General features: G+C 59.1%; 17 protein-coding genes. 7 read left to right on the top strand and 10 right to left on the bottom strand.

From position 1 onward, the window contains the following. From ATY76_RS11555 to ATY76_RS11530, 6 genes are all read right to left on the bottom strand, one after another. Positions 1 to 388, bottom strand: a 388-nt coding sequence (locus ATY76_RS11555; protein ID WP_141105009.1) for an acetyl-coenzyme A synthetase N-terminal domain-containing protein, incomplete at its 3' end; no start/stop codon positions are given. Between the two features lie 153 nt (positions 389 to 541). Next, positions 542 to 1876 carry an FAD-binding oxidoreductase gene (locus ATY76_RS11550; protein ID WP_088674891.1) on the bottom strand — a complete coding sequence of 445 codons (1335 nt, stop codon included), beginning with the start codon at positions 1874 to 1876 and terminating at the stop codon, positions 542 to 544. Between the two features lie 178 nt (positions 1877 to 2054). Continuing rightward, entirely contained in the window at positions 2055 to 2933 is an 879-nt protein-coding gene (locus ATY76_RS11545; protein WP_088674906.1) for an ABC transporter permease, read from the bottom strand. Between the two features lie 32 nt (positions 2934 to 2965). After that, positions 2966 to 3916 (bottom strand): ABC transporter permease, encoded by a 951-nt coding sequence (locus ATY76_RS11540; protein ID WP_088674890.1) that lies wholly within the window; start codon positions 3914 to 3916, stop codon positions 2966 to 2968. Positions 3917 to 3987: 71 nt separating this feature from the next. Further along, the gene (locus tag ATY76_RS11535) at positions 3988 to 5658 is read right to left on the bottom strand and encodes a peptide ABC transporter substrate-binding protein (protein WP_088674905.1); all 1671 of its coding nucleotides are present in this window, start codon (positions 5656 to 5658) and stop codon (positions 3988 to 3990) included. A 32-nt stretch (positions 5659 to 5690) separates the two neighbouring features. After that, on the bottom strand, positions 5691 to 7361 hold the full coding sequence (locus tag ATY76_RS11530; protein ID WP_088674889.1) for an ABC transporter ATP-binding protein: 1671 nt from the start codon (positions 7359 to 7361) through the stop codon (positions 5691 to 5693). A 217-nt stretch (positions 7362 to 7578) separates the two neighbouring features. Here ATY76_RS11530 and ATY76_RS11525 point away from each other — a divergent pair, with 217 nt between their 5' ends. Next, positions 7579 to 8247 (top strand): FCD domain-containing protein, encoded by a 669-nt coding sequence (locus tag ATY76_RS11525; protein WP_088674888.1) that lies wholly within the window; start codon positions 7579 to 7581, stop codon positions 8245 to 8247. Positions 8248 to 8360: 113 nt separating this feature from the next. On the opposite strand, the gene ATY76_RS11520 is transcribed toward ATY76_RS11525, so the two are convergent. Continuing rightward, positions 8361 to 9230, bottom strand: a complete 870-nt coding sequence (locus ATY76_RS11520) for a LysR substrate-binding domain-containing protein (protein WP_088674887.1) — start codon at positions 9228 to 9230, stop codon at positions 8361 to 8363. Between the two features lie 109 nt (positions 9231 to 9339). On the opposite strand from ATY76_RS11520, the gene ATY76_RS11515 reads away from it, so the two are divergent. The 6 genes from ATY76_RS11515 (at position 9340) to ATY76_RS11490 (ending at position 15290) form a co-directional block, all read left to right on the top strand. Continuing rightward, the gene (locus ATY76_RS11515) at positions 9340 to 10551 is read left to right on the top strand and encodes a four-carbon acid sugar kinase family protein (protein WP_088674904.1); all 1212 of its coding nucleotides are present in this window, start codon (positions 9340 to 9342) and stop codon (positions 10549 to 10551) included. Continuing rightward, entirely contained in the window at positions 10548 to 11522 is a 975-nt protein-coding gene (gene pdxA / locus ATY76_RS11510; RefSeq protein ID WP_088674886.1) for a 4-hydroxythreonine-4-phosphate dehydrogenase PdxA, read from the top strand. Before ATY76_RS11515 ends, pdxA begins: the two co-directional genes overlap by 4 nt. An 11-nt stretch (positions 11523 to 11533) precedes the next feature. Next, positions 11534 to 12262, top strand: coding sequence for a 4-hydroxythreonine-4-phosphate dehydrogenase (locus tag ATY76_RS11505; RefSeq protein ID WP_088674885.1), 729 nt, complete (start codon positions 11534 to 11536; stop codon positions 12260 to 12262). 82 nt (positions 12263 to 12344) lie between these two features. Next, entirely contained in the window at positions 12345 to 13523 is a 1179-nt protein-coding gene (locus ATY76_RS11500) for a DSD1 family PLP-dependent enzyme (protein ID WP_088674884.1), read from the top strand. Next, a complete protein-coding gene (locus tag ATY76_RS11495; protein WP_088674883.1) occupies positions 13523 to 13948 on the top strand; it encodes a RidA family protein in 426 nt (141 codons plus the stop codon). Before ATY76_RS11500 ends, ATY76_RS11495 begins: the two co-directional genes overlap by 1 nt. Before the next feature lie 19 nt (positions 13949 to 13967). Beyond that, positions 13968 to 15290, top strand: a complete 1323-nt coding sequence (locus ATY76_RS11490; protein ID WP_088674882.1) for an FAD-binding oxidoreductase — start codon at positions 13968 to 13970, stop codon at positions 15288 to 15290. An 87-nt stretch (positions 15291 to 15377) separates the two neighbouring features. On the opposite strand, the gene ATY76_RS11485 is transcribed toward ATY76_RS11490, so the two are convergent. From ATY76_RS11485 to ATY76_RS11475, 3 genes are all read right to left on the bottom strand, one after another. Beyond that, positions 15378 to 15860: an Lrp/AsnC family transcriptional regulator gene (locus ATY76_RS11485; RefSeq protein WP_088674903.1), complete on the bottom strand. Its 483-nt coding sequence runs from the start codon at positions 15858 to 15860 to the stop codon at positions 15378 to 15380. A 63-nt stretch (positions 15861 to 15923) separates the two neighbouring features. After that, positions 15924 to 17258 (bottom strand): aspartate aminotransferase family protein, encoded by a 1335-nt coding sequence (locus tag ATY76_RS11480; protein WP_088674881.1) that lies wholly within the window; start codon positions 17256 to 17258, stop codon positions 15924 to 15926. A 99-nt stretch (positions 17259 to 17357) separates the two neighbouring features. Beyond that, entirely contained in the window at positions 17358 to 18455 is a 1098-nt protein-coding gene (locus ATY76_RS11475) for a phosphotransferase (protein ID WP_141105008.1), read from the bottom strand. Positions 18456 to 18681: the final 226 nt, after the last annotated feature.

Below are 18681 nucleotides of genomic sequence, written 5' to 3'. Positions count from 1 at the left end.
CCTTCTTCACGCCGTGCTTCTTCAACACGTTCGCCATCCGGCAGACATGCTCGTAGAGCTCGTTATAGGTGATCTTCTTGTCGATGTAGGGATTGTCGCCTTCCCAGATGATCGCCACCTGGTCGCCGTTCGTCTTCAGATGGCGGTCGATACAATTGTAGGAAACGTTGGTCTGCCCGTCCTCGAACCACTTGATCGAGACCCTGCCGGTAAAGGACGTGTTCTTGACCTTGGTATAGGGCTTGAACCAGTCAATCCGCTTGCCGTGCTTGCCCCAGAACTTGTCCGGATCCTCGACGCTCTCCTCGTACCATTTCAGGTACTTTTCCCGGCCTATGAATGCTCGCTCCCGGACGAGCCGCGGCACGTTGTAGCGCTCGAGGACCACTGTTACGCTCCCTATGATTGGCTCCCAAAAGCTGATCCCGCTCGACGAGAATCTTGAAGCCGGTTCTGTTTATATCCCGACCCATTCGTCGGCTTGAGACCGGTTCATGGGCACACTGACGGCAGCACCTTAGATTGGAGCAAACGTCGACTGCTACATCATTTCCGGTCGTCTGATAGCCGAGCCATCGCTGAACCGGCTCAGCCTGTAGGGTGAGATGTCGGTGATCGGCGTCTCGTTCATCACAATCTCGCTGACCAACCGACCGGCACCCGGACCGATGGCAAAGCCGTGTCCGCTGAACCCCGCTGCAATCACGTAACCAGGCAGTTGTTCCACTCTTGAAATGACCGGCACGAGATCCGGCGAAGTATCGATTAATCCTCCCCACGCGCGCTCGACCCCTATTCCTTTGAGCGCCGGGTATTCGCGTTCAAGGTTCTTCAATGCGAGCTTCACGAGATCTCCATCGGGCGCAGGATCCAGGATGCGGTTTTTTTCGAACGGCGAGATTTCATCGTTCTCCCAGCTGCTGAAAGCATCGGGCCCGTTCCAGAAGCTGCTGTTCAGACGGTATTTCAGCTTCTTGCCGATCTTGCTGCGGTACATCTGGTAGAATTTGAACGCATATCGCATCCCTCGGGGAGTAATATCGAGCGTTCCACGCCCTGGTACGGCTATCGTGTATGAGCCGTCTATCCGACGCCGCAAGACGAAGTTTGAGGCGGAAAGGCATCCTGCCTGAATGATTTCCGGCGCGGGAGTGGTCTTGATAGCCGTCCCGGCGATGTTTGCGACTGGAAGATCGATGCCATACCGATGAGAAAATCGGGAAGCCCATGCTCCGCCAGCGCAGACGACCGTGCTGGCTTTCACCAGTCCCCGCTCTGTCCAAACGCCTGTTACCCTGCCGCTAGCAATGTCGAGGCCCCGGACGGCGCAGTTCTGGTGGAGCGATACGCCATTTTCTTTCGCGGCTTCGGCGATGGCAGGCACAGCAAGACTCGGCTCAGCTCTCCCGTCGCTAGGTGACCAAACGCCGCCTACCCAGGACGACGTGCCGCCCGAAGCGCGCTCGTTGGCCTCGGACGCGCCGAGTATCTGGCTATGAAACCCCCGGAGACGAGCAGCCTTTCCCCACTTTTCCCAACGGGCAACATCCGCCTCTTCTTTGGTGCAGTAAAGGATCCCGCTGCGACGAAAGCCGAGATCACGGCCTATTTCGGTGCTTAGCTCCTCCCAGCGCCGAAGACTGTACATTGCCAAGGGGAGTTCATGGAGGTCGCGATTTTGCTGACGGACCCACCCCCAGTTACGGCTCGACTGCTCGCCACCGACGATCCCCTTTTCGAGTAGAGCAACGGAGACCCCTTTGCGCGCCAGTTCATACGCTGTGCAGGTGCCGACGATCCCCGCCCCGACGACGATGACGTCCACCTGGGCTGGAAAAGAGGCGCTATCACTTACTTTCTGAACCTGGACCGGCATTGTCTCTATTCCTCTGCATCGCGCTCCAGCCCCTTCGACAGGAAGCGCAAAACGTTCAATTACTGCGGGGCGTGAGCGAGGCGTTTCCGGCCCTTATCGGTCGGATGATCCTCACTGCTCTTGCTGACTTCACGCGCGCCCCATTTCTCGTGTCGCGCCGCACGAAATGGCGGTTCTCTCAGCCGTGATCACCACGAACATCGAGCGCATCGCGTAGACCGTCACCGATAAAGTTGAAGCTGGTGACAGCAATCGTAATGGCAGCGCCGGGAATGATCGCCAGCCAGGGCGCGGTGCCCAGATATTGCTGCGCGCCGTTCAGCATATTGCCCCAGCTCGGCAGCGGCGGCTGAATTCCATAGCCGAGGAAGCTGATATAGGCCTCCATCAGGATTGCTCGGGCGACGGTCAGGGTGGCCGCAACGATGATCGGACCGATAGCATTGGGAAGGATCTCGCGGAACATGATGTGCGTGGCGCTCAGTCCCAGCATACGGCCTGCCAGCACGAATTCCCGCTCGCGCAGGGAGCGGACCTCGGTCTCGACGATGCGCGCAACTTCCATCCAGCTCGTGGCAGCGATAACGACGGTGATCATGATCGGGCTCGGCTTCAGTGCGGCGGCAAGAGCAAGCACGAGGAAGATGGACGGGAACGAAAGGAAGCCATCCACGGCACGCATCAGCACCGTGCCGACCAGACCACCCCTGTATCCCGCCACCACGCCGACAAGGGTTCCGATCAGCGTCGACAACAGCATTGCCGAGAAACCGACCAGGAGCGAGATACGGCCCGCCATGAACAATCGGGCGGCCAGGTCGCGTCCCAGCGGGTCGGTGCCCAGATAATGTTGCCCGGTCAGCGGCGGCGCGAAGCGGGCGCGCAGATCGATATAGAGCGAGTCGTACGGCAACAAGTGGGGTCCGAGGACGCATGCCAGCGTCAGGAGAGCGATCATCACCATGCCGATGAGGGCCAGATGGTGTTTCATGAAACGGTGCGCGGTTCGGCTGTTCCACCAGCGCTCCCGGGGAGAATTTGCAGCAATGGCAGTCATGACGACCGACTCCTGATGAACGTTCATGGCGCTTAACTCAGACGGATACGGGGATCTATGATGGCGACAACGACGTCGGCGGCCAGGTTGCTTACCACGACGAGGATCGCCGAGAACATGAGCAAGCCCATCACCACTGGGTAATCACTGTAGCCGAGGCTGTCGAGGAACAGGCGTCCCATGCCCGGCCAGGTAAACACCGTCTCGGTGACCAAAGCACCCGTCAGGACACTTGGAAGCTGCATCCCGAGGAGCGTGATCATCGGCAGCAGAGCGTTGCCGATGACATGTTTCATCAGGATCCGGCGCTCACTTAGCCCTTTGGCGCGGGCTGTCTTGATGAACTCCTGGTTGATAACGTCGAGAGTAGCCGTTCGCATGTAGCGGCTCCAGATGGCCACATGCACCAGCGCGAGCACCACGCTGGGCAGAATAAGATGGTGGAGATAGTTCAGAACGGACTCCTCGCCGATAGTGTACATGTTGCCGGCCGGCAGCCAGCCGAGTTTGAGCGAAAACACATAAATGCCGATCAGGCCGAACCAGAAAGTCGGGATCGAAAGGGCCACCATCGCACCGACCGTCGCCATGTAGTCGAAAACCGAATAGCGCTTTATGGCGCCACGAACGCCGATCCACGTTCCAATGGCGATGGCGATGACCGTGGACGATCCCATCAGCAGCAGCGTTGCCATGAGGTGCCGCCCAATCACCTCGAGAACTGGCGCCCCGTCGCGGAACGAATGGCCCCAGTCTCCTTTCAAAAGGCGCCAGGCCCAATCCAGATACTGCATCCACAGAGGGCGGTTCAGGCCCAGCTGTTCCGCCAGTCGATTGAGGTCGTCCTGCGTCATGCTCGCATCGAGCCCGAACTGTGCCAGGGGGCCGCCCGGAATCAGGTTGAGGACCACGAAGCCGATGACGGAAACGATCAGGAGCAATACGAGGCTCTGAGCGAACCGGTTTAGTAGGAAGCTACGCATTCAGGCTCTCCCTGTGATAGCGCCAATAGAGGTCGCCGCCGCGACGCGCGGCGGCGACGGCGGGAGGTAACTCAGCTCGTCCAGCGCCAGCCGGCAGCATGCCAGGATGCCGTGCGCGTATTCGTATTCGGTTCCCAGCCTTCAAGGCCTTCCTTCTTGCCAACCACATAGGTGGCGGCAAACAGAGGAAGGAAGGGAAGGTCCTGACGCACGATTTCCTGGATACGGTAGTAGATTTCACGACGCGCATCCGGATCGAAGGTCTGCGCCCCCTTCTTGAGCAGAGCATCCACTTCCGGATTGGAATACTGGCCGACGTTCGAGCCCTTTCCGCCCTTCGCGGCAATCGCGCTGCTCGCAAGGCGGTTGGTTGCATCGGGATCCGCGGCGATCAGATGCGTAACGCCCGAGATCGCCGTATCGAACTGTGATTTCAGCCAGAATTCGCCGAACATGACGGCAGCCGGCAAATTCGAGATCGTCATCTGGACGCCAATCTCCGCGAACGTCTGCTGCAGGAACTGCTGCACCTGCTCACGGAGATTGTTGCCCGACGTCGTCGAATTGTTGAATGCGAGCTTTACGCCGTTCTTTTCACGGATCCCATCCGACCCCGGCACCCAACCGGCGTCGTCGAGGAGCTTGCGTGCGGCATCGAGATTGAATTCTTGTGCGGGAAGCTTCGGATTAAAGTAGAACGACTCCTTCGGCATGAAGGTTTCGGTTGTCGTCACCACGCCGAAATAGAGCGCGTCGATGATCGCCGTTCTATCCATTGCAGCATAGAGTGCCTGACGCACCGCAAGTTCCTTGAACTGCGGCCGCTCGAGATTGAGATAAAACGACTCGACCGAGGCACCGGGGACCAGGCTCACCACACGGCCCGGCAATTTGCTGGCTTCGTCGTAGTGGTCGGGCGTGATGTACGCCTGGTCTGTGAGATCGATGTCGCCGCTCTTGAATTGGGTGTAGAGCACCGTCTGGTCGGGGATGTATTTGAATACAACCTGTTCGACATAGGGGCCGTCCCCAAAATAATCCGGGTTCGCTATCAGCTCGAGATGGTCGCCGGCCACACGTTGGCTCCACTTGAAGGCGCCGGTGCCGACGGGTGCCTGATTGAAGGCTGCTGCGTTCGGATCGGCCTCATTCTCGAGAAGGTGCTTTGGCACGATGAAGGTTTCGGTGAGAAACGACAGGTAAGGAGCGAAGACCTGCTCCATCCGCCAGGTGATTTCAGTTGGCGAAACCACCGTGAGGTCGCGCACCAGCGAATGGCCGCCTGTGCGCCAGGCTCGGAATTTCGGATTGGTGATCAGTTCAAGGGTGAACTTCACGTCCTCAGCCGTAAACGGCTTACCGTCATGCCAGCGAACGTCCTCACGCAAGCGAACGCGCCAGTTCAGGCCATCTGCCGAGATACCGCCGTTCTTCTGCGTGGGGACTTCTAGCGCAAGATTGGGCTGAAGCACGCCTTGCGGATCCATGCGAAAGAGGGCGTCGAAGAGCGAGAAGTGGACCGCATCGTCCGTTTCGATATGTGCCATGAGCGGGTTGAACACAGTCGGTTCCTGCGAAAGCCCGACCACGACGCGACCCGCAGGTTTCTTGTCCTCTGCCCTGGCAATGTCAGGCTTGCCGATCAGGTGGGGAGCAGCAAAGCATGCAATGCCGCCGGCTGCCATCAAGCGCAGTGCGTTGCGCCGAGAAATGTTCGTTTTGGTCGTAGACTCTTTTGTCATTTTCATTCCCTCTCTTTTTGCTCATTAGGAACCTACTGCCGTGAGCCGATTACACCTTCGCAATTGTCTCTGCTTCGTTCCCCCGGGATTGCGGCCACAAGTTCACGCGTGTAGTCGGATTGCGGTTTCAGGAAAATCTGAGACGGCGGGCCGCGCTCGACGACCCGGCCCTTCTGCATCACAGCAATTTCGTCGCAGATCTGGCTGGCGACACGAAGATCATGAGTGATGAAGACCATTGATACGCCGGTCTCGCGCTGGATTTGGTCAAGCAGCTTGAGGATCTGGGCCTGGATTGACACGTCGAGCGCGGAGACTGCTTCGTCGGCAATCAGCAGCTTCGGCTTGAACATCAAGGCCCGTGCGATGCCGATGCGCTGGCGCTGACCACCAGAGAATTCGTGCGGGTAGCGGCCGAAGGCGCCCGCATCGAGACCGACGTGGGATAGCAACGCCCGCGCCTCGTCGCGCGCCTGCGCGTAGGGCATACCGTGTGCTACGGGCCCAACGGTCAATATCTGACCGATAGTGGAGCGCGGATTGAGCGAGGCAAAGGGATCCTGAAAGATCATCTGAATCCGAGGACGCAGCGGCCGGAACTCCGATTCAGTGAGCTTGACGATGTCCTTGCCCTCAAACAGGATCTGACCACTGTCGCTGTCTTGGAGCTTGATCAGGAGTCGCCCCAACGACGACTTTCCGGAACCACTTTCGCCGACGATGCCAAGTGTGCGGCCAGCCGCCAAGGTGAATGAGGCGTCGTGCACCGCAGGCACCACACGCTGGCTGCCGAACAGGGCGCTGCCGCTGCGATAGGTCTTGCACAAGCCATTCACGGTCAGGATTGTCTCGTCGCTCGTCTGCTCCGTGAGCTTTCTGTCCTCGCCAGTTAGGCGCGGAACCGCTGCGATCAGACGCTGGGTGTAGGGGTGGCTGGGTGATTTAAGAACCTGGTCGGCGGTGCCCTGCTCGACAATCCGCCCTTTCTCCATAACCACCACGCTGTCGGCAATTTCTGCAACGACGCCGAAGTCGTGGGTGATGAACATGACGCTCATATCCTTGCGGCGCTGAATGTCACGGATGAGCTTCAGGATCTGCGCCTGCGTGGTTACATCGAGGGCTGTCGTGGGTTCGTCTGCGATCAGCACGGTCGGCTCAAGGGCCAGTGCCATGGCGATCATGACGCGCTGCCGCTGACCACCAGAGAGCCTGAATGGATACTGGTGGTACATGAGTCCGGGGTCGGGCAGGCCGACTTCCGTCAGCAATTCGAGGGCGCGGTCACGCCGCGAGGCTTTCGTACCCACTCCGTGGGCGGCCATCACCTCGGTGACCTGTTCGCCGACCGTCATCAGCGGGTTCAGCGCCGAAAGCGGATCCTGAAAGATCATCGAGACGACACGGCCCCGCAGCTGCCGCAATTTTTTCACCGGCGCGCCGACAAGGGCCGTTCCGTCGAGTGTGATCGCGCCCGAGGAGACTGGAATGATCTTGGGCAAGAGTCCCATGATCGTGTTTGCCGTTACCGATTTGCCCGACCCGGATTCGCCGATAATGCACAGGATCTGACCGCGCTTGAGCTCAAACGAGACATTTTCGACGGCATGAGCCCGTTCCATGCCTTTCGGCAGGTCGACGGTCAGTGCGCGCACCGAAAGCGCTGTGTCGGCTGTTGTAACAGCCTCAGTCGTTATGGCCATCGCTATATCTCCCTTGTCTAAGCAGCTTCTTGATTGATGTTTTTGTCGCTGCTTGTGCGTGCTGCTCATAACCTTTCGAGCGTTGCACAGCTTGTCTCTGGACTTCAGCGCCATTCGCTACCAATCGGCGTTGGTTCTGCGATTAATATAAGATTGGTCTTGCTATTGGTGTCAATATAGATCAAATTGGTTTCGCAAAATTTTTATCGGAGGACACATGAGCGTGGTGCTAAAGGATTTTATTGAAGCGGAAGGTTTGGAGCCGGGGGATCGGCTGCCTCCTGAGCGTGACTTGGCGCTAAAACTGGGGCTGCCGCGTACTGCCCTGAGGAGGATGCTCGGTTCGTTGGAGAAAGAGGGCCGCCTTATCAGGCATGTTGGAAGAGGGACTTTTATCGCTGGCAGCGGCGTAAGCTCCAGCGCCCTTCGCCCACCGTCCAGCAATGAAGGAAACACGTTGCGCACCTATCCGGCCGAAGTCTTTGAAGCTCGGTTGATCATAGAGCCCAAGATAGCCGCCTTGGCAGCGTTACGAGCGACCAGGCAGGAAGTCGAAGAAATGCAGAAATCCATCGCCAAAGGCAGCGCCTCGGAGTCGTTTGGTGAATTCGAGAAATGGGACGCCGTTTTCCACCGTATTATCGTCCAAGCCGCGCGTAATGGTCTTCTTGCGTCGCTTTATGAAGGCATTCACTCCGTGCGCGCCGGAAATCTGTGGGGGAAAATGAAAGAACAGTCGCTCACCCCCGACCGCATGAAGGCTTATAGCGTCAGCCATCAGGCAATCCTCGACGCGATCAAGGATCGCGATAGCAGAGAGGCTGAGCGAGACATGTACGATCACATCATTGAAGCCAGAACCAATATCCTCGGCCCCAGCATCTGAGAACACTTTCCAAGCAATTGGTATCGATTGGCGCCTTTTTGCTCAGTCGTCGGTCTTGTCGATAATTTCACGATGGGCAGATCTGCCTCAGAGCGCCCGTCAAAGTGCTTGCTTTACCGGCCAAACTGAGCCTGAAGCCAGGCAAGAAAATCGCGTTTTCTGCTATCGCCTTCAAAAGCAAGGCGGCTCAACAGAACGTAACTGTAGCCGTTGTTGGAGAACCCCAGCGGTGCCACGAGCTGGCCGCTTTCAATAGCGTCAGCTACCAAGGGCTCTGGGCCGATCGCGGCGCCCAATCCAGCGATTGCAGCCTCGATGCTCAGGTAGAAATGTTCGAACACGTGGTCACCGGATGGATTGGGATCTCCGATCCGGTTGTCCGCCAGATACCTTTGCCATGCATCTCGACGCGTTTTCGAATGAATTCGAGGCAACGAGAGGATGTCATCTCCGCCGCCTGTCAGCAGGCGCGGCGCACATACCGGCCCGACACGTTCTTCGACTACCGTTTCCACAAAGAGTTCCGGCGACCAGCTAAAATCGCTCCTCCTTATTGCCAGATCGATGTGGCTTCTGTCGAAGCTCACAGGACCGCCAGCGGCCAATACGTGAACTTCGATATCAGGATGAAGTGCATTGAGTTGCGGAAGGCGTGGGATCAGCCAGCGTTGCGTAAAAGTGGGTTCACATGAGACCACCAGCGGTGCCGAACCCCCTCGCTTAATCTTGTCGCAGCAATCGCTGATCTGGCGAAACACCTCGCTCATCGTGCCAAGCAGGAGACGGCCCGCGTCGGTGAGGAAGACGGCCCTGTTCCTTCGCTCAAAAAGGGTCACTCCCAGGTCTTCCTCAAGCAAGCGGATTTGCTTGCTGACGGCGCTGTGCGTGACAAACAATTCATCGCCGGCACGCCCGAAATTCAGATGACGTGCGGCGGCCTCGAAGGCTCTGAGCGCGGATAAAGAAGGGACTCGTGCGGCCATATGTCTGTGAGATAAAGTGACGGATTTCGGTTAGAATTGATCGTTTTTTCTGGAAAGGCAATAGCGCTACTATCCTCGTCGTCACATGGAAAGCCGACAGGATACGATTTTGAAGGTAGGAATCTTAGCCGATGATTTGACGAGTGCGACGGATGGCGCTGGGCCATTCGTGAACATGGGTCACAGATGCCTTGTCTTCACCGACTACCGGCAATTCTCGCCTGAAAATGTCGCGATCGTCTCAGTCAACAAGGCAAGTCGTGCTGCATCCGTCGAGGACGCTGTGGATCGGGCGACGCAGGCGGCAAGAAGCCTCGCATCCGCAGATCTCCTTTACAATACTATTGATTCCACCATTCGCGGCCACGTTGGAGCTGAGATAACAGCCGCGCTCACGGCGTCCAATCGGGCTGTCGCAATCGTCGCTCCGGCTTTCCCCGCCGGTGGACGAACCACTGAAGCAGGGCGACAGCTCCTTCATGGCCTGCCGTTGGAGAAAACCGAATTTGCCAAGGACCCGCTACATCCCATAGTGGGCTCCCAAGTTCGGGTGCTGTTTCGGGAAATCCCGGAGACCGAAGTGCGTTATCTCGAGCTTGCGGACGTTCGAGCGTTGAAGTCCGGCGAACTTGTCGCAGATGGCAGGAAGCTGCTGATCGCCGATGCGGTCGTGCAAGAAGACCTGGCCCTGCTGGTGAACTCGGCGGCCGATCCGAAGTCAGTCCTTTGGTGTGGATCTCCGGGCCTGGCGATCGCTCTGGCGGATTATGTGGGTCGGGCTGGTGAAATCGCACCGGCCACGGTCACGACGTCTGTCAATCTCTTTGTCGTCGGCAGCGTGAATCCGCAGAGCCGCGAGCAATGCTCAAGACTGATAAGCACCGGCAACGTCCGGCAGATCATTATTGACTCGGAGGTGGCGTCCACCTCCCCTGCTCTCGCCGCCGAACGGGCCGCTGCGGAGTGCTGCCGATTTGGATCGGACGGAGACATTATTCTAACCACCTCCGAAGGGAGTGCGTCCGTCAATCCTCGGGCCATCGCAACCGCTCTTGGCCAGGCTGTGCGGGCAGTTATGGGAAGTCATCCCGTTACCGGGCTCTTCCTGACGGGCGGTGACACTGCCGAATCCGTGTTGAGCGAGCTTGAGATCAGTTCACTCGAACTCCTGGGTGAGGTCGAGCCTGGAATTCCGGTCGGCCGCACCACGGGGCCTCATCCCGTTCACATCATCACAAAGGCGGGCGGCTTCGGTTCGCCGCGTATCCTGCTGAAATCTGCCGAGTTGCTTCGAGGCCTCTGGCTTGGAGATAAGAAATGAAAAAGCCTATTGGAATAACGATGGGCGATCCCTGCGGGATCGGCCCGGAAATTATCGCCCGTCTTTTCGCGGATGGGCTGCCGGGACAAGCGGTGGTGATCGGCGACGCCAAGGTAATGGAGCGCGCGGTCCGCGCCCTTAATCTTCCTCTGCAGGTGCAGCCCATCGCGTCAGTCGATGACGCTCTGCCAGACAACGGACTCATCGCCGTTCTCAACGTCTCGCATCTGCCGGACGATTTGCCCGTCGGTCAGGTGGACGCCCGTGCCGGGCGTGCCAGCTACGACTACGTCGCACGGGCGATCGACGAAGCGCTGGCCGGAAACATCGGAGCAATCGTCACCGCGCCGATCAACAAGGAAGCCATGAAGCAGGGCGGGCTCAATTATCCCGGCCATACGGAAATCCTTGCCGAGCGGACGGGGACCGACAAGTTCGCGATGATGCTCGCGAACGACGAGCTGCGCGTCATTCTGGTGACGATCCACGTATCACTGCGCGATGCCATCGACCTCGTGACAGAGGATTCGGTTTTCCGAACGATCGAAATGGCGCACCGGGCAGCTAAGGCTTATGGGATTGCATCGCCGCGCGTTGCGGTGGCCGGCCTTAATCCCCATGCCGGTGAAAACGGTATGTTCGGACGCGAAGATCTCGACATCATTGCGCCGGCAATCAGCCGGGCTCGGGAGGTCGGAATAAACGCGTCCGGCCCTTGGCCCGGAGACACGATTTTCATGCGCGCTCGCAGGGGCGAGTTCGATATCGTCGTGGCGCAATATCACGATCAGGGCCTCATCCCGGTCAAGTATCTCGGTATCGACAACGGCGTCAACGTCACCGTCGGTTTGCCTTTCATCCGTACAAGCGTCGATCACGGTACGGCATTCGACATCGCCGGCCAGGGTAAGGCCGATCATTCCTCTCTTCGCTACGCCTTCGATCAGGCGCTGCTTCTCAACGCAATCTAGGAGCGCTTTCGATGTCTCAAACTTCCCCCATCTTCATTTTCATGCTCACCAATCAGGATCGCACCGTTGCAGACGCGGCCGAGCGCCTCAAAGATGTGCTTGCCGCCGGCATCACGCATGTGGGGTTCAAGGATATTGGGTTGCCGTTCGATGAACTTTTGCTCCTTGCATCAGCAATCAAAGCGGCGGGTGCGACCCTCTATCTTGAGGTCGTAAGCCTTGACGAGGAGAGCGAGCGGCGATCTGCGCAAGCCGCGGTAGACCTTGGCGTCGACATCCTGATGGGTGGAACCCGGCCGAATGTCGTTCTGCCAGTCATCGCAGGGAAGAACATCCGGTACTATCCGTTCCCCGGTAAGATCGTCGGCCATCCGAGCAAGCTCGAGGGGACGATCGAAACGATCGTCGACAGTGCCCGGCAGTTGACGGCGATCGAGGGGGTCAGCGGTCTCGATCTGCTCGCTTATCGCTTCGACGGCGATGTCGAGGCGCTGATAACGCGTGTGTGTGAGGCAATAGACAAGCCCGTGGTGGTTGCCGGCTCGATCGACAGCCCTCAAAGGATGGCGGCCGTGGTGCGATCTGGCGCGGCAGGGTTTACCATCGGAACCGCTGCTTTCAACGGCGCATTTTCCGGCAGTTCTAAGCTGCAGCTGGAGATCGAGATGGAAATCGACGTGCTCAAGCGGATTCAGGCCGATTCTGGCGATGCAGCCGCATGGGTCAGCGTTAACATCTAACTAAATCGAACGTTCACCGACCATTAATTGTAATCTTTACGAATTGGCGACAAGGTGAATTTCGAATTTGGAGGCCAGATACATGGATCTAGCGACGTTCGATCCCTCCGCTCGCTTGGCGGCCGGGACTACTCTCGAGGCGTTAGAAACGCCCTGCCTGGTTCTGGATGCGCACCGGATGGATCGAAACATCACGCGGCTTCGGAACCGGCTCGATGGTCTGGGCGTGTCGCTGCGACCGCATCTGAAGACGGCAAAGTCGATTGACGTGGCGCGGCGGGTCATGATCGCCCCTGAGGGGCCGGCCACCATCTCCACCCTGAAGGAAGCTGAGCAATTCGCGGCCGATGGCCTTCGCGACATGATCTATGCGGTCGGCATCGCGCCAGCAAAGCTCACGCGCGTCGTCGAACTGCGCGCCAAGGGCGTCGATCTCGTCGTCATACTAGATACCGTCGAGCAGGCGCTGGCGGTTGCCGAGGCATCCAGAAACTCCGGAATGCAGATCCCAGCCATGATCGAGATCGATTGCGACGGCCACCGCTCGGGTGTTGTACCCGCCAATCAGGCACAGTTGCTGGAGATCGGGCAGGCGCTGGCTGCAGGTGCGGAGTTGCGTGGCGTTCTCACCCATGCCGGCGACAGCTACAAGGGCGGGGGCGCCGAGGCACAGCAGCGCTATGCGGAAGCCGAGCGAGCGGCCGTTGTGAAAGCGGCGCAACTTCTGCGCGGTGCCGGGCTCCCCTGCCCCGTCGTCAGCGTCGGTTCGACGCCGACGGCCCATTTCGCGCAGGATCTCACAGGTGTGACGGAGGTCCGTGCAGGGGTATTTGTGTTCTTCGATCTCGTGATGGCAGGGATCGGAGTCTGCCAGGTCGACGACATAGCCCTCAGCGTTCTTGCGACGGTGATCGGTCACCAGCGGGAAAAGGGCTGGATCATAACCGATGCGGGATGGATGTCGCTGTCGCGGGATCGCGGCACGAGCAAACAGGCCGTTGACCAGGGATATGGCCTCGTTTGTGACATCGACGGCGATCCCTATCATGACATCATCGTTGCCGATGCCAACCAGGAGCATGGCATCATCGCCGTGCGGCCCGGGTCGGACGCTCGCCTGCCCGATCTAAGGGTCGGAGACCGCGTGCGGATCTTGCCGAACCATGCCTGCGCCACGGCGGCGCAGCACCAAGCCTACCATCTTGTCCAAGGTCAGTCGCGCGCCGTTGAGACCCGCTGGCCACGTTTCGGAGGTTGGTGATGTCACACTTGAGAAACGTAACTACCGATCGTGCGCCCAGCCCTGCAGGTCATTATGTCCAGGCGAAGCTAGCCGGTCAGCAACTCTATATATCAGGGCAGCTCCCGATCCGACCTGATGGAGCGCAGCTTCCCGACGATGGTTTCGCTGCGCAGGCCGGACAGGCCATCGACAACATGCTGGCCGTACTGGAAGCGGCAGGCGGCACCCCGAGCGATCTCGTCAGGGTGACGGCCTATATCGTCGGGGTCATCAATTGGCCCGGCTTCAACCAGGTCTATGCAGCACGGTTGGGAGAGGCGCGCCCTGCGCGTACCGTGGTTCCAGTGGCCGAGCTCCACTACGGCTATCTCGTCGAAGTCGACGCGATCGCCGTGCTCCCGCCTGATACCCCTGCCCGGCAAGCAGAAAACAGTTCAAACTAATCAGTTCAGGTCAGCCTCGATGTCACCACTCCTCAAACGCATACAGAGCGATCAAGAGCTACCCGCCAAGGCGGACGTCGTCGTCATCGGCGGCGGCATTGTCGGTGCCTCGGCGGCATTTTTTCTCGCGGAGCGAGGGCTTGCCGTTGCTTTGGTCGAAAAGGGCCACGTCGGCGGTGAACAGTCCAGCCGAAACTGGGGCTGGTGCCGCCGGCAGAACCGGGATGAGCGCGAATTGCCGCTCTCGGGGATTTCCATGCAGGCGTGGGACCAGTTTGCCGCCAAAGTCGACGAGGACGTCGGCTTCCGCCGATGCGGGCTGTTCTACGCCACGGACAACCCCCAGCAGCTGTCGGAATGGGAACAATGGCTTGATATCGCGCGGCAATTCGGCGTCAACACCAAGATGCTGACTGCACATGAAGCGCATGACAGAATTCCCGCCCAAGGCCGCCGCTGGCTCGGCGGTGTCCATTCGGTCGATGACGGCAAGGGCGAACCGGCGATTGCCGCGCCGACAATCGCGAACGGCGCCCGCAAATTTGGCGCGACCATCCACCAGGAATGCGCTGCACGAGGCCTCGATATCGTCAATGGTTCGGTTGCGGGAGTGATCACCGAAAAAGGGATCATCCGGTCGCAGGCCGTTCTGAACGCCGGCGGTGCGTGGGCGTCCATGTTCTGCCGCCAGTACGGCGTGCAGTTCCCGCAGGCAAGCGTGCGCCAGACAGCCATTCGGACGCGCCCCACAGCCAATCTCGGCGAGGCGATCTATACGCCAGAGTGCTCGCTGACTCGCAGGTTGGATGGCAGTTATACCCTTGCGATCAGCGGCAGGGCGACACTGGATATCACGCCGCAAGGCATTCGCTATGCGCGCTGGTTCATGCCGATGTTTCTGAAAAGGCTGAAAGCGGTCCAGATCGGCGTCGGCAGATCCATGTTCCATGGACCGGAGGCGCTGGCGAGCTGGAAAACTGATACAATTTCGCCTTTCGAGCGGATCCGGGTTCTCGACCCGACGCCGAGCCGCCGTACGATCGCGGCTATTCTCGAGGGCGTCACCGAGCAGTTTCCGGCCCTTAAAGGTGTCGAAATTGCCGACAGTTGGGGTGCCTATGTGGACTGCACACCGGACGCGGTGCCGGTCATATCGGCGTGCGATCACGTCAAAGGCCTCTATCTGGCCGCCGGCGGCTCCGGCCATGGCTTCGGCATTGGCCCCGGCATTGGTCGTTTGGCCGCTGACCTTGTTGCTCATGACAATCCCTGCGTTGATCCGAGGCCTTTCCGGCTGTCGCGCTTTTTTGACGGCTCGAGAGTTGAGGTGGGCGGTCTCTGATTGTGCCGGACGGCACGCAACGTCGGACCAGGAACTTCCGAGCACGCTGTCCGGTACGTTTGCGATCGTAGAACGGCGAGAGGTTTTTTAGAGCCTGTGGCTGAATAGCTTCGTCAGCGGCATATGCGTTTTGCGTATCGGCGATTTCAGCACGACGTAGCTGAAATACTTGTCGATGCCGATGTCCAACTCGATCAGTTGCTCCATGATTTCCTGATATTCGCCGACGCCTGTAGTTACAAATTTTAAGAGATAGTCGTAACCGCCGGAGATCACATAGCACTCGATGAGTTGGTCGATTTTCTCGATGGCGGCGAGGAAGCGAGCAAAATCGGTCTGCCGGTGGTTCTTCAGCGTTACCTCGGTGAAGACCGTTACTGTCTGTCCCAATTTGGCGAGATCAATCTGAGCCGTATAGCCCTCGATGTAGCCCTGCGACTGCAGCTTCTTCATGCGCATCAGGCACGGGCTCGGTGAAAGATTCACCACCTCCGAAAGCTCCACGTTTGTCATTCGCCCATTCTGCTGCAGCACGTGCAGTATCTTGATGTCGATCCGATCGAGTTTCATGATCTTAGGCTCGCTTTGGCGCATGAAAGTAGCGCCAGCCCTTCGGCAATCCGCGCCACCACGTTACACCTCTGCAACAACCTTCTTGAGCGCGCATTCGATGCTTTCGAGGAAGCGATCCACATGCTCCGACTGGCAAATCAATGGGGGCCGCACTTTCAACGTATCCTCGTTGGCGCCGGTCGTGCTGATAAGCACGCCATCGTCCCGCATCAAGTTTACGATCTCCAATGCCATAGCGCGCCGGCTGGCCCCCTCCATTCCGTCCAACCCGATGTCGATGCCGCAGAACAGCCCGGCATTTCGAATGCCGCGGATACCATCGTGCAGCCTGGCAAGATGCTCCAACCCCACCTTGAGGCGCTCGCCCATGCCATGCGCATGCTCGAGCATTCGATCTCTATGCAGAATGGTCAGGACCGCGTCAGCTGCCGCGATCCCGACTGTATTGCCGCCGAAGGTGTTCGAGTATCGCGCAGTAGCGCCAAAGAGATCCATTGGCGCCTTGCGGCCAACGACCGCCCCAATCGGAAATCCATTGCCCATCGGTTTGCCGAGCGTGACGAGATCCGGGACAACCCGGTGCCGTTCGAAACCCCACATGTGGGTGCCTGTCCGTCCAAATCCCGGCTGAACTTCATCGGCAATGATGAGGCCACCCGCCTCGCGTACCGCCTTGACTCCGTCGGCGATGAAACCCGGCGGGTCCACCCGAACGCCGTCGCTCGAGAAAATGCTGTCGAAGAGGAGCGCGGCAATGCCAATGCCTCGCCGGTTCAGGTCGGCGATAGCGGAGCGAACCTGTTGTTCAAAGAATGCCGCGGCTTTCTCCTCGGGTATGCCCGCGGGGCCGTGCAGCGACACCATGCGAACGGCGGGACTGAGTTTGACGGCGTCGCCCAGATTGGGTGACACCATCGCCGTCGCTGCGCTGGTGCCATGATAGGCATGAGATGAGACGATCACACCTTCGCGACCACTGGTCAGCCGGGCGATCCGCAGCGCCAGATCATTGGATTCACTACCTGTGCAGGTAAAGACGACGCGGTTCAGTTCTTCGGGGAACGTTGCGACAAGCCGTTCGGCATAGTCGACAAGCCGCGGTTCAAGATAGCGGGTATTTGCGCTGATCCGGCTGGCTTGTTCCGCCATGGCAGCATTGATCTCTGGATTGCAATGCCCGAGAGACGGCACATTGTTATAGAAATCCAGATAGCGACGTCCGTCGGGGTCGTAGAGCCACATGCCTTCGCCGCGCACGAAATGTACCGGCCGGCGATATTGGAGCCTGTAGGAGGCTCCCAATACGCTGTCGCGCCGGGCGATTAGTTCAGATTCGCGTGGGGAAATTGTGGCTTCCCCGGGGGTAAAGCGGTTGGGCATGAGATCTGTCGACATGTCTTTGATCCTGCTTGAGTTTCCATTCGCGAGAAGATCGCGGTGACCGTGCTGACGCCAATGCGAGGCGCATTGCTCGCCACGGAGCACGGGTACGGGTTACGTCAACGCGCGCCTCACAGCTCTCTCGCCATCCCCTGCGCCCAATGCCGACAGGATGGACAGGCCGTGTTCGGCTCGGCCCACGTTCTTCTTGATATATGCTGCTTCGGCCGGAAAGAGGTCTACTCGCCAGTAGTTGATTAGGATAAGGGCGCTTTGGCGCGCTTTCATCAGTCCGACGAGCAGTTTCGCTTCGAGGGGGCGGAGCGGAATCACCGACGCATAGCCGGCGATCAGACGTTCTGCGCCGCCCAGAGCCAAAGACGGGTCCGTCACGAAGTGGCTTGCCGCAATCGCCAGATCCTGAATCCGTGGCCCCCAGCAGCCGTCGCCGAAATCAATGAAGGCGGTACCACCATCGGTCAGGAGTGTATTGAACGGGCTAGGGTCATTGTGCGTGACCTGCCAGGCTACATTACTCAGTTGCGGCTCGATCAGCTCGACATAATTGTTCATGGCAATACGAACGGATGCCGCAACGGGTCCCGATGGCAGATGTTCCTCCAGCTCCATCAGCCTTGACCAGCATCCTACGTGCCAAAGAACCGGGCGGTGCATGGCGGAAAGGTTCAGTGGCTCGAGAGCTAAACTAAGCCTGCCGAGCGCCTGGCCGACCCGGTAGAGGATGTCCGGAGTTGGTTTCGCCTGATGCAGCGGCGTCCCTGAGAGTCGCGTCTGAAGGTAGCCACAAATCTCATCCCCTTCGAACATCAGCATAGCGTCACCGGTACGCACAATCCGAGGTGCTGCGAAACCGAAAGCGCCTTCCAGCCCGGCGAGCGCTGCAACCTGGAAGCGGAAACTGTCCCTCCCCTCGGGCCGTGCCGAAGTTTTGAGGATCAACTGATCGCCGTTCGATAGGGTGACCTCCGTGGTACACTCGACCTCAGAGGATAGAACTTTCATCGCTCCCGTCAGACCGTAGTGGCGCAGTAGCAACTCACCCGACAGTGGGGTTTCTGCTGGGCCGGGCTTTGTCGCCAGAGTAGCGGCAGCGGCCCTAAAATATGCTTTGGTGAAAGGGTCGCGGCCTGACTGTTTCCCGCCGGGATGACGGGCGTTGTCGTCTGAAACCGGATCGCTGCAATCATTCACGACTGAGATCCTCGAGCTGTTGGAGCCTGCGGCATGCTCATCCGACAAGCGACTATCGGTGTGGCATCGCGGCCCCCGCGCCCGATCTGAAAAGCATCGGGCGTTCATGGCTGAAGACGCATCCGTTCCCCGCCTCCGGACGGTCGCTCGGATCCGCGTTTATAGTCACCTCGCCGGCGCCGCCATCCGTGATTGCGCCGCCGTAAACCAAGGTATCGTGACGTTT

It is taken from the genome of Rhizobium sp. R339 (assembly GCF_002211395.1).
In the GTDB taxonomy this organism is placed as follows: Bacteria; Pseudomonadota; Alphaproteobacteria; order Rhizobiales; family Rhizobiaceae; genus Rhizobium.
This window is presented reverse-complemented; position numbering and strand designations above follow the sequence as displayed.

Excerpts from the sequence above, each read along its gene's own strand:
- ATY76_RS11495 (WP_088674883.1), top strand. The coding sequence starts at position 13,523 with ATGTCACACTTGAGAAACGTAACTACCGATCGTGCGCCCAGCCCTGCA.
- ATY76_RS11545 (WP_088674906.1), bottom strand. The coding sequence starts at position 2,933 with ATGACTGCCATTGCTGCAAATTCTCCCCGGGAGCGCTGGTGGAACAGC.
- ATY76_RS11485 (WP_088674903.1), bottom strand. The coding sequence starts at position 15,860 with ATGAAACTCGATCGGATCGACATCAAGATACTGCACGTGCTGCAGCAG.
- ATY76_RS11540 (WP_088674890.1), bottom strand. The coding sequence starts at position 3,916 with ATGCGTAGCTTCCTACTAAACCGGTTCGCTCAGAGCCTCGTATTGCTC.
- ATY76_RS11550 (WP_088674891.1), bottom strand. The coding sequence starts at position 1,876 with ATGCCGGTCCAGGTTCAGAAAGTAAGTGATAGCGCCTCTTTTCCAGCC.
- ATY76_RS11525 (WP_088674888.1), top strand. The coding sequence starts at position 7,579 with ATGAGCGTGGTGCTAAAGGATTTTATTGAAGCGGAAGGTTTGGAGCCG.
- ATY76_RS11535 (WP_088674905.1), bottom strand. The coding sequence starts at position 5,658 with ATGACAAAAGAGTCTACGACCAAAACGAACATTTCTCGGCGCAACGCA.
- ATY76_RS11530 (WP_088674889.1), bottom strand. The coding sequence starts at position 7,361 with ATGGCCATAACGACTGAGGCTGTTACAACAGCCGACACAGCGCTTTCG.
- ATY76_RS11480 (WP_088674881.1), bottom strand. The coding sequence starts at position 17,258 with ATGTCGACAGATCTCATGCCCAACCGCTTTACCCCCGGGGAAGCCACA.
- pdxA (WP_088674886.1), top strand. The coding sequence starts at position 10,548 with ATGAAAAAGCCTATTGGAATAACGATGGGCGATCCCTGCGGGATCGGC.
- ATY76_RS11505 (WP_088674885.1), top strand. The coding sequence starts at position 11,534 with ATGTCTCAAACTTCCCCCATCTTCATTTTCATGCTCACCAATCAGGAT.
- ATY76_RS11520 (WP_088674887.1), bottom strand. The coding sequence starts at position 9,230 with ATGGCCGCACGAGTCCCTTCTTTATCCGCGCTCAGAGCCTTCGAGGCC.
- ATY76_RS11490 (WP_088674882.1), top strand. The coding sequence starts at position 13,968 with ATGTCACCACTCCTCAAACGCATACAGAGCGATCAAGAGCTACCCGCC.
- ATY76_RS11500 (WP_088674884.1), top strand. The coding sequence starts at position 12,345 with ATGGATCTAGCGACGTTCGATCCCTCCGCTCGCTTGGCGGCCGGGACT.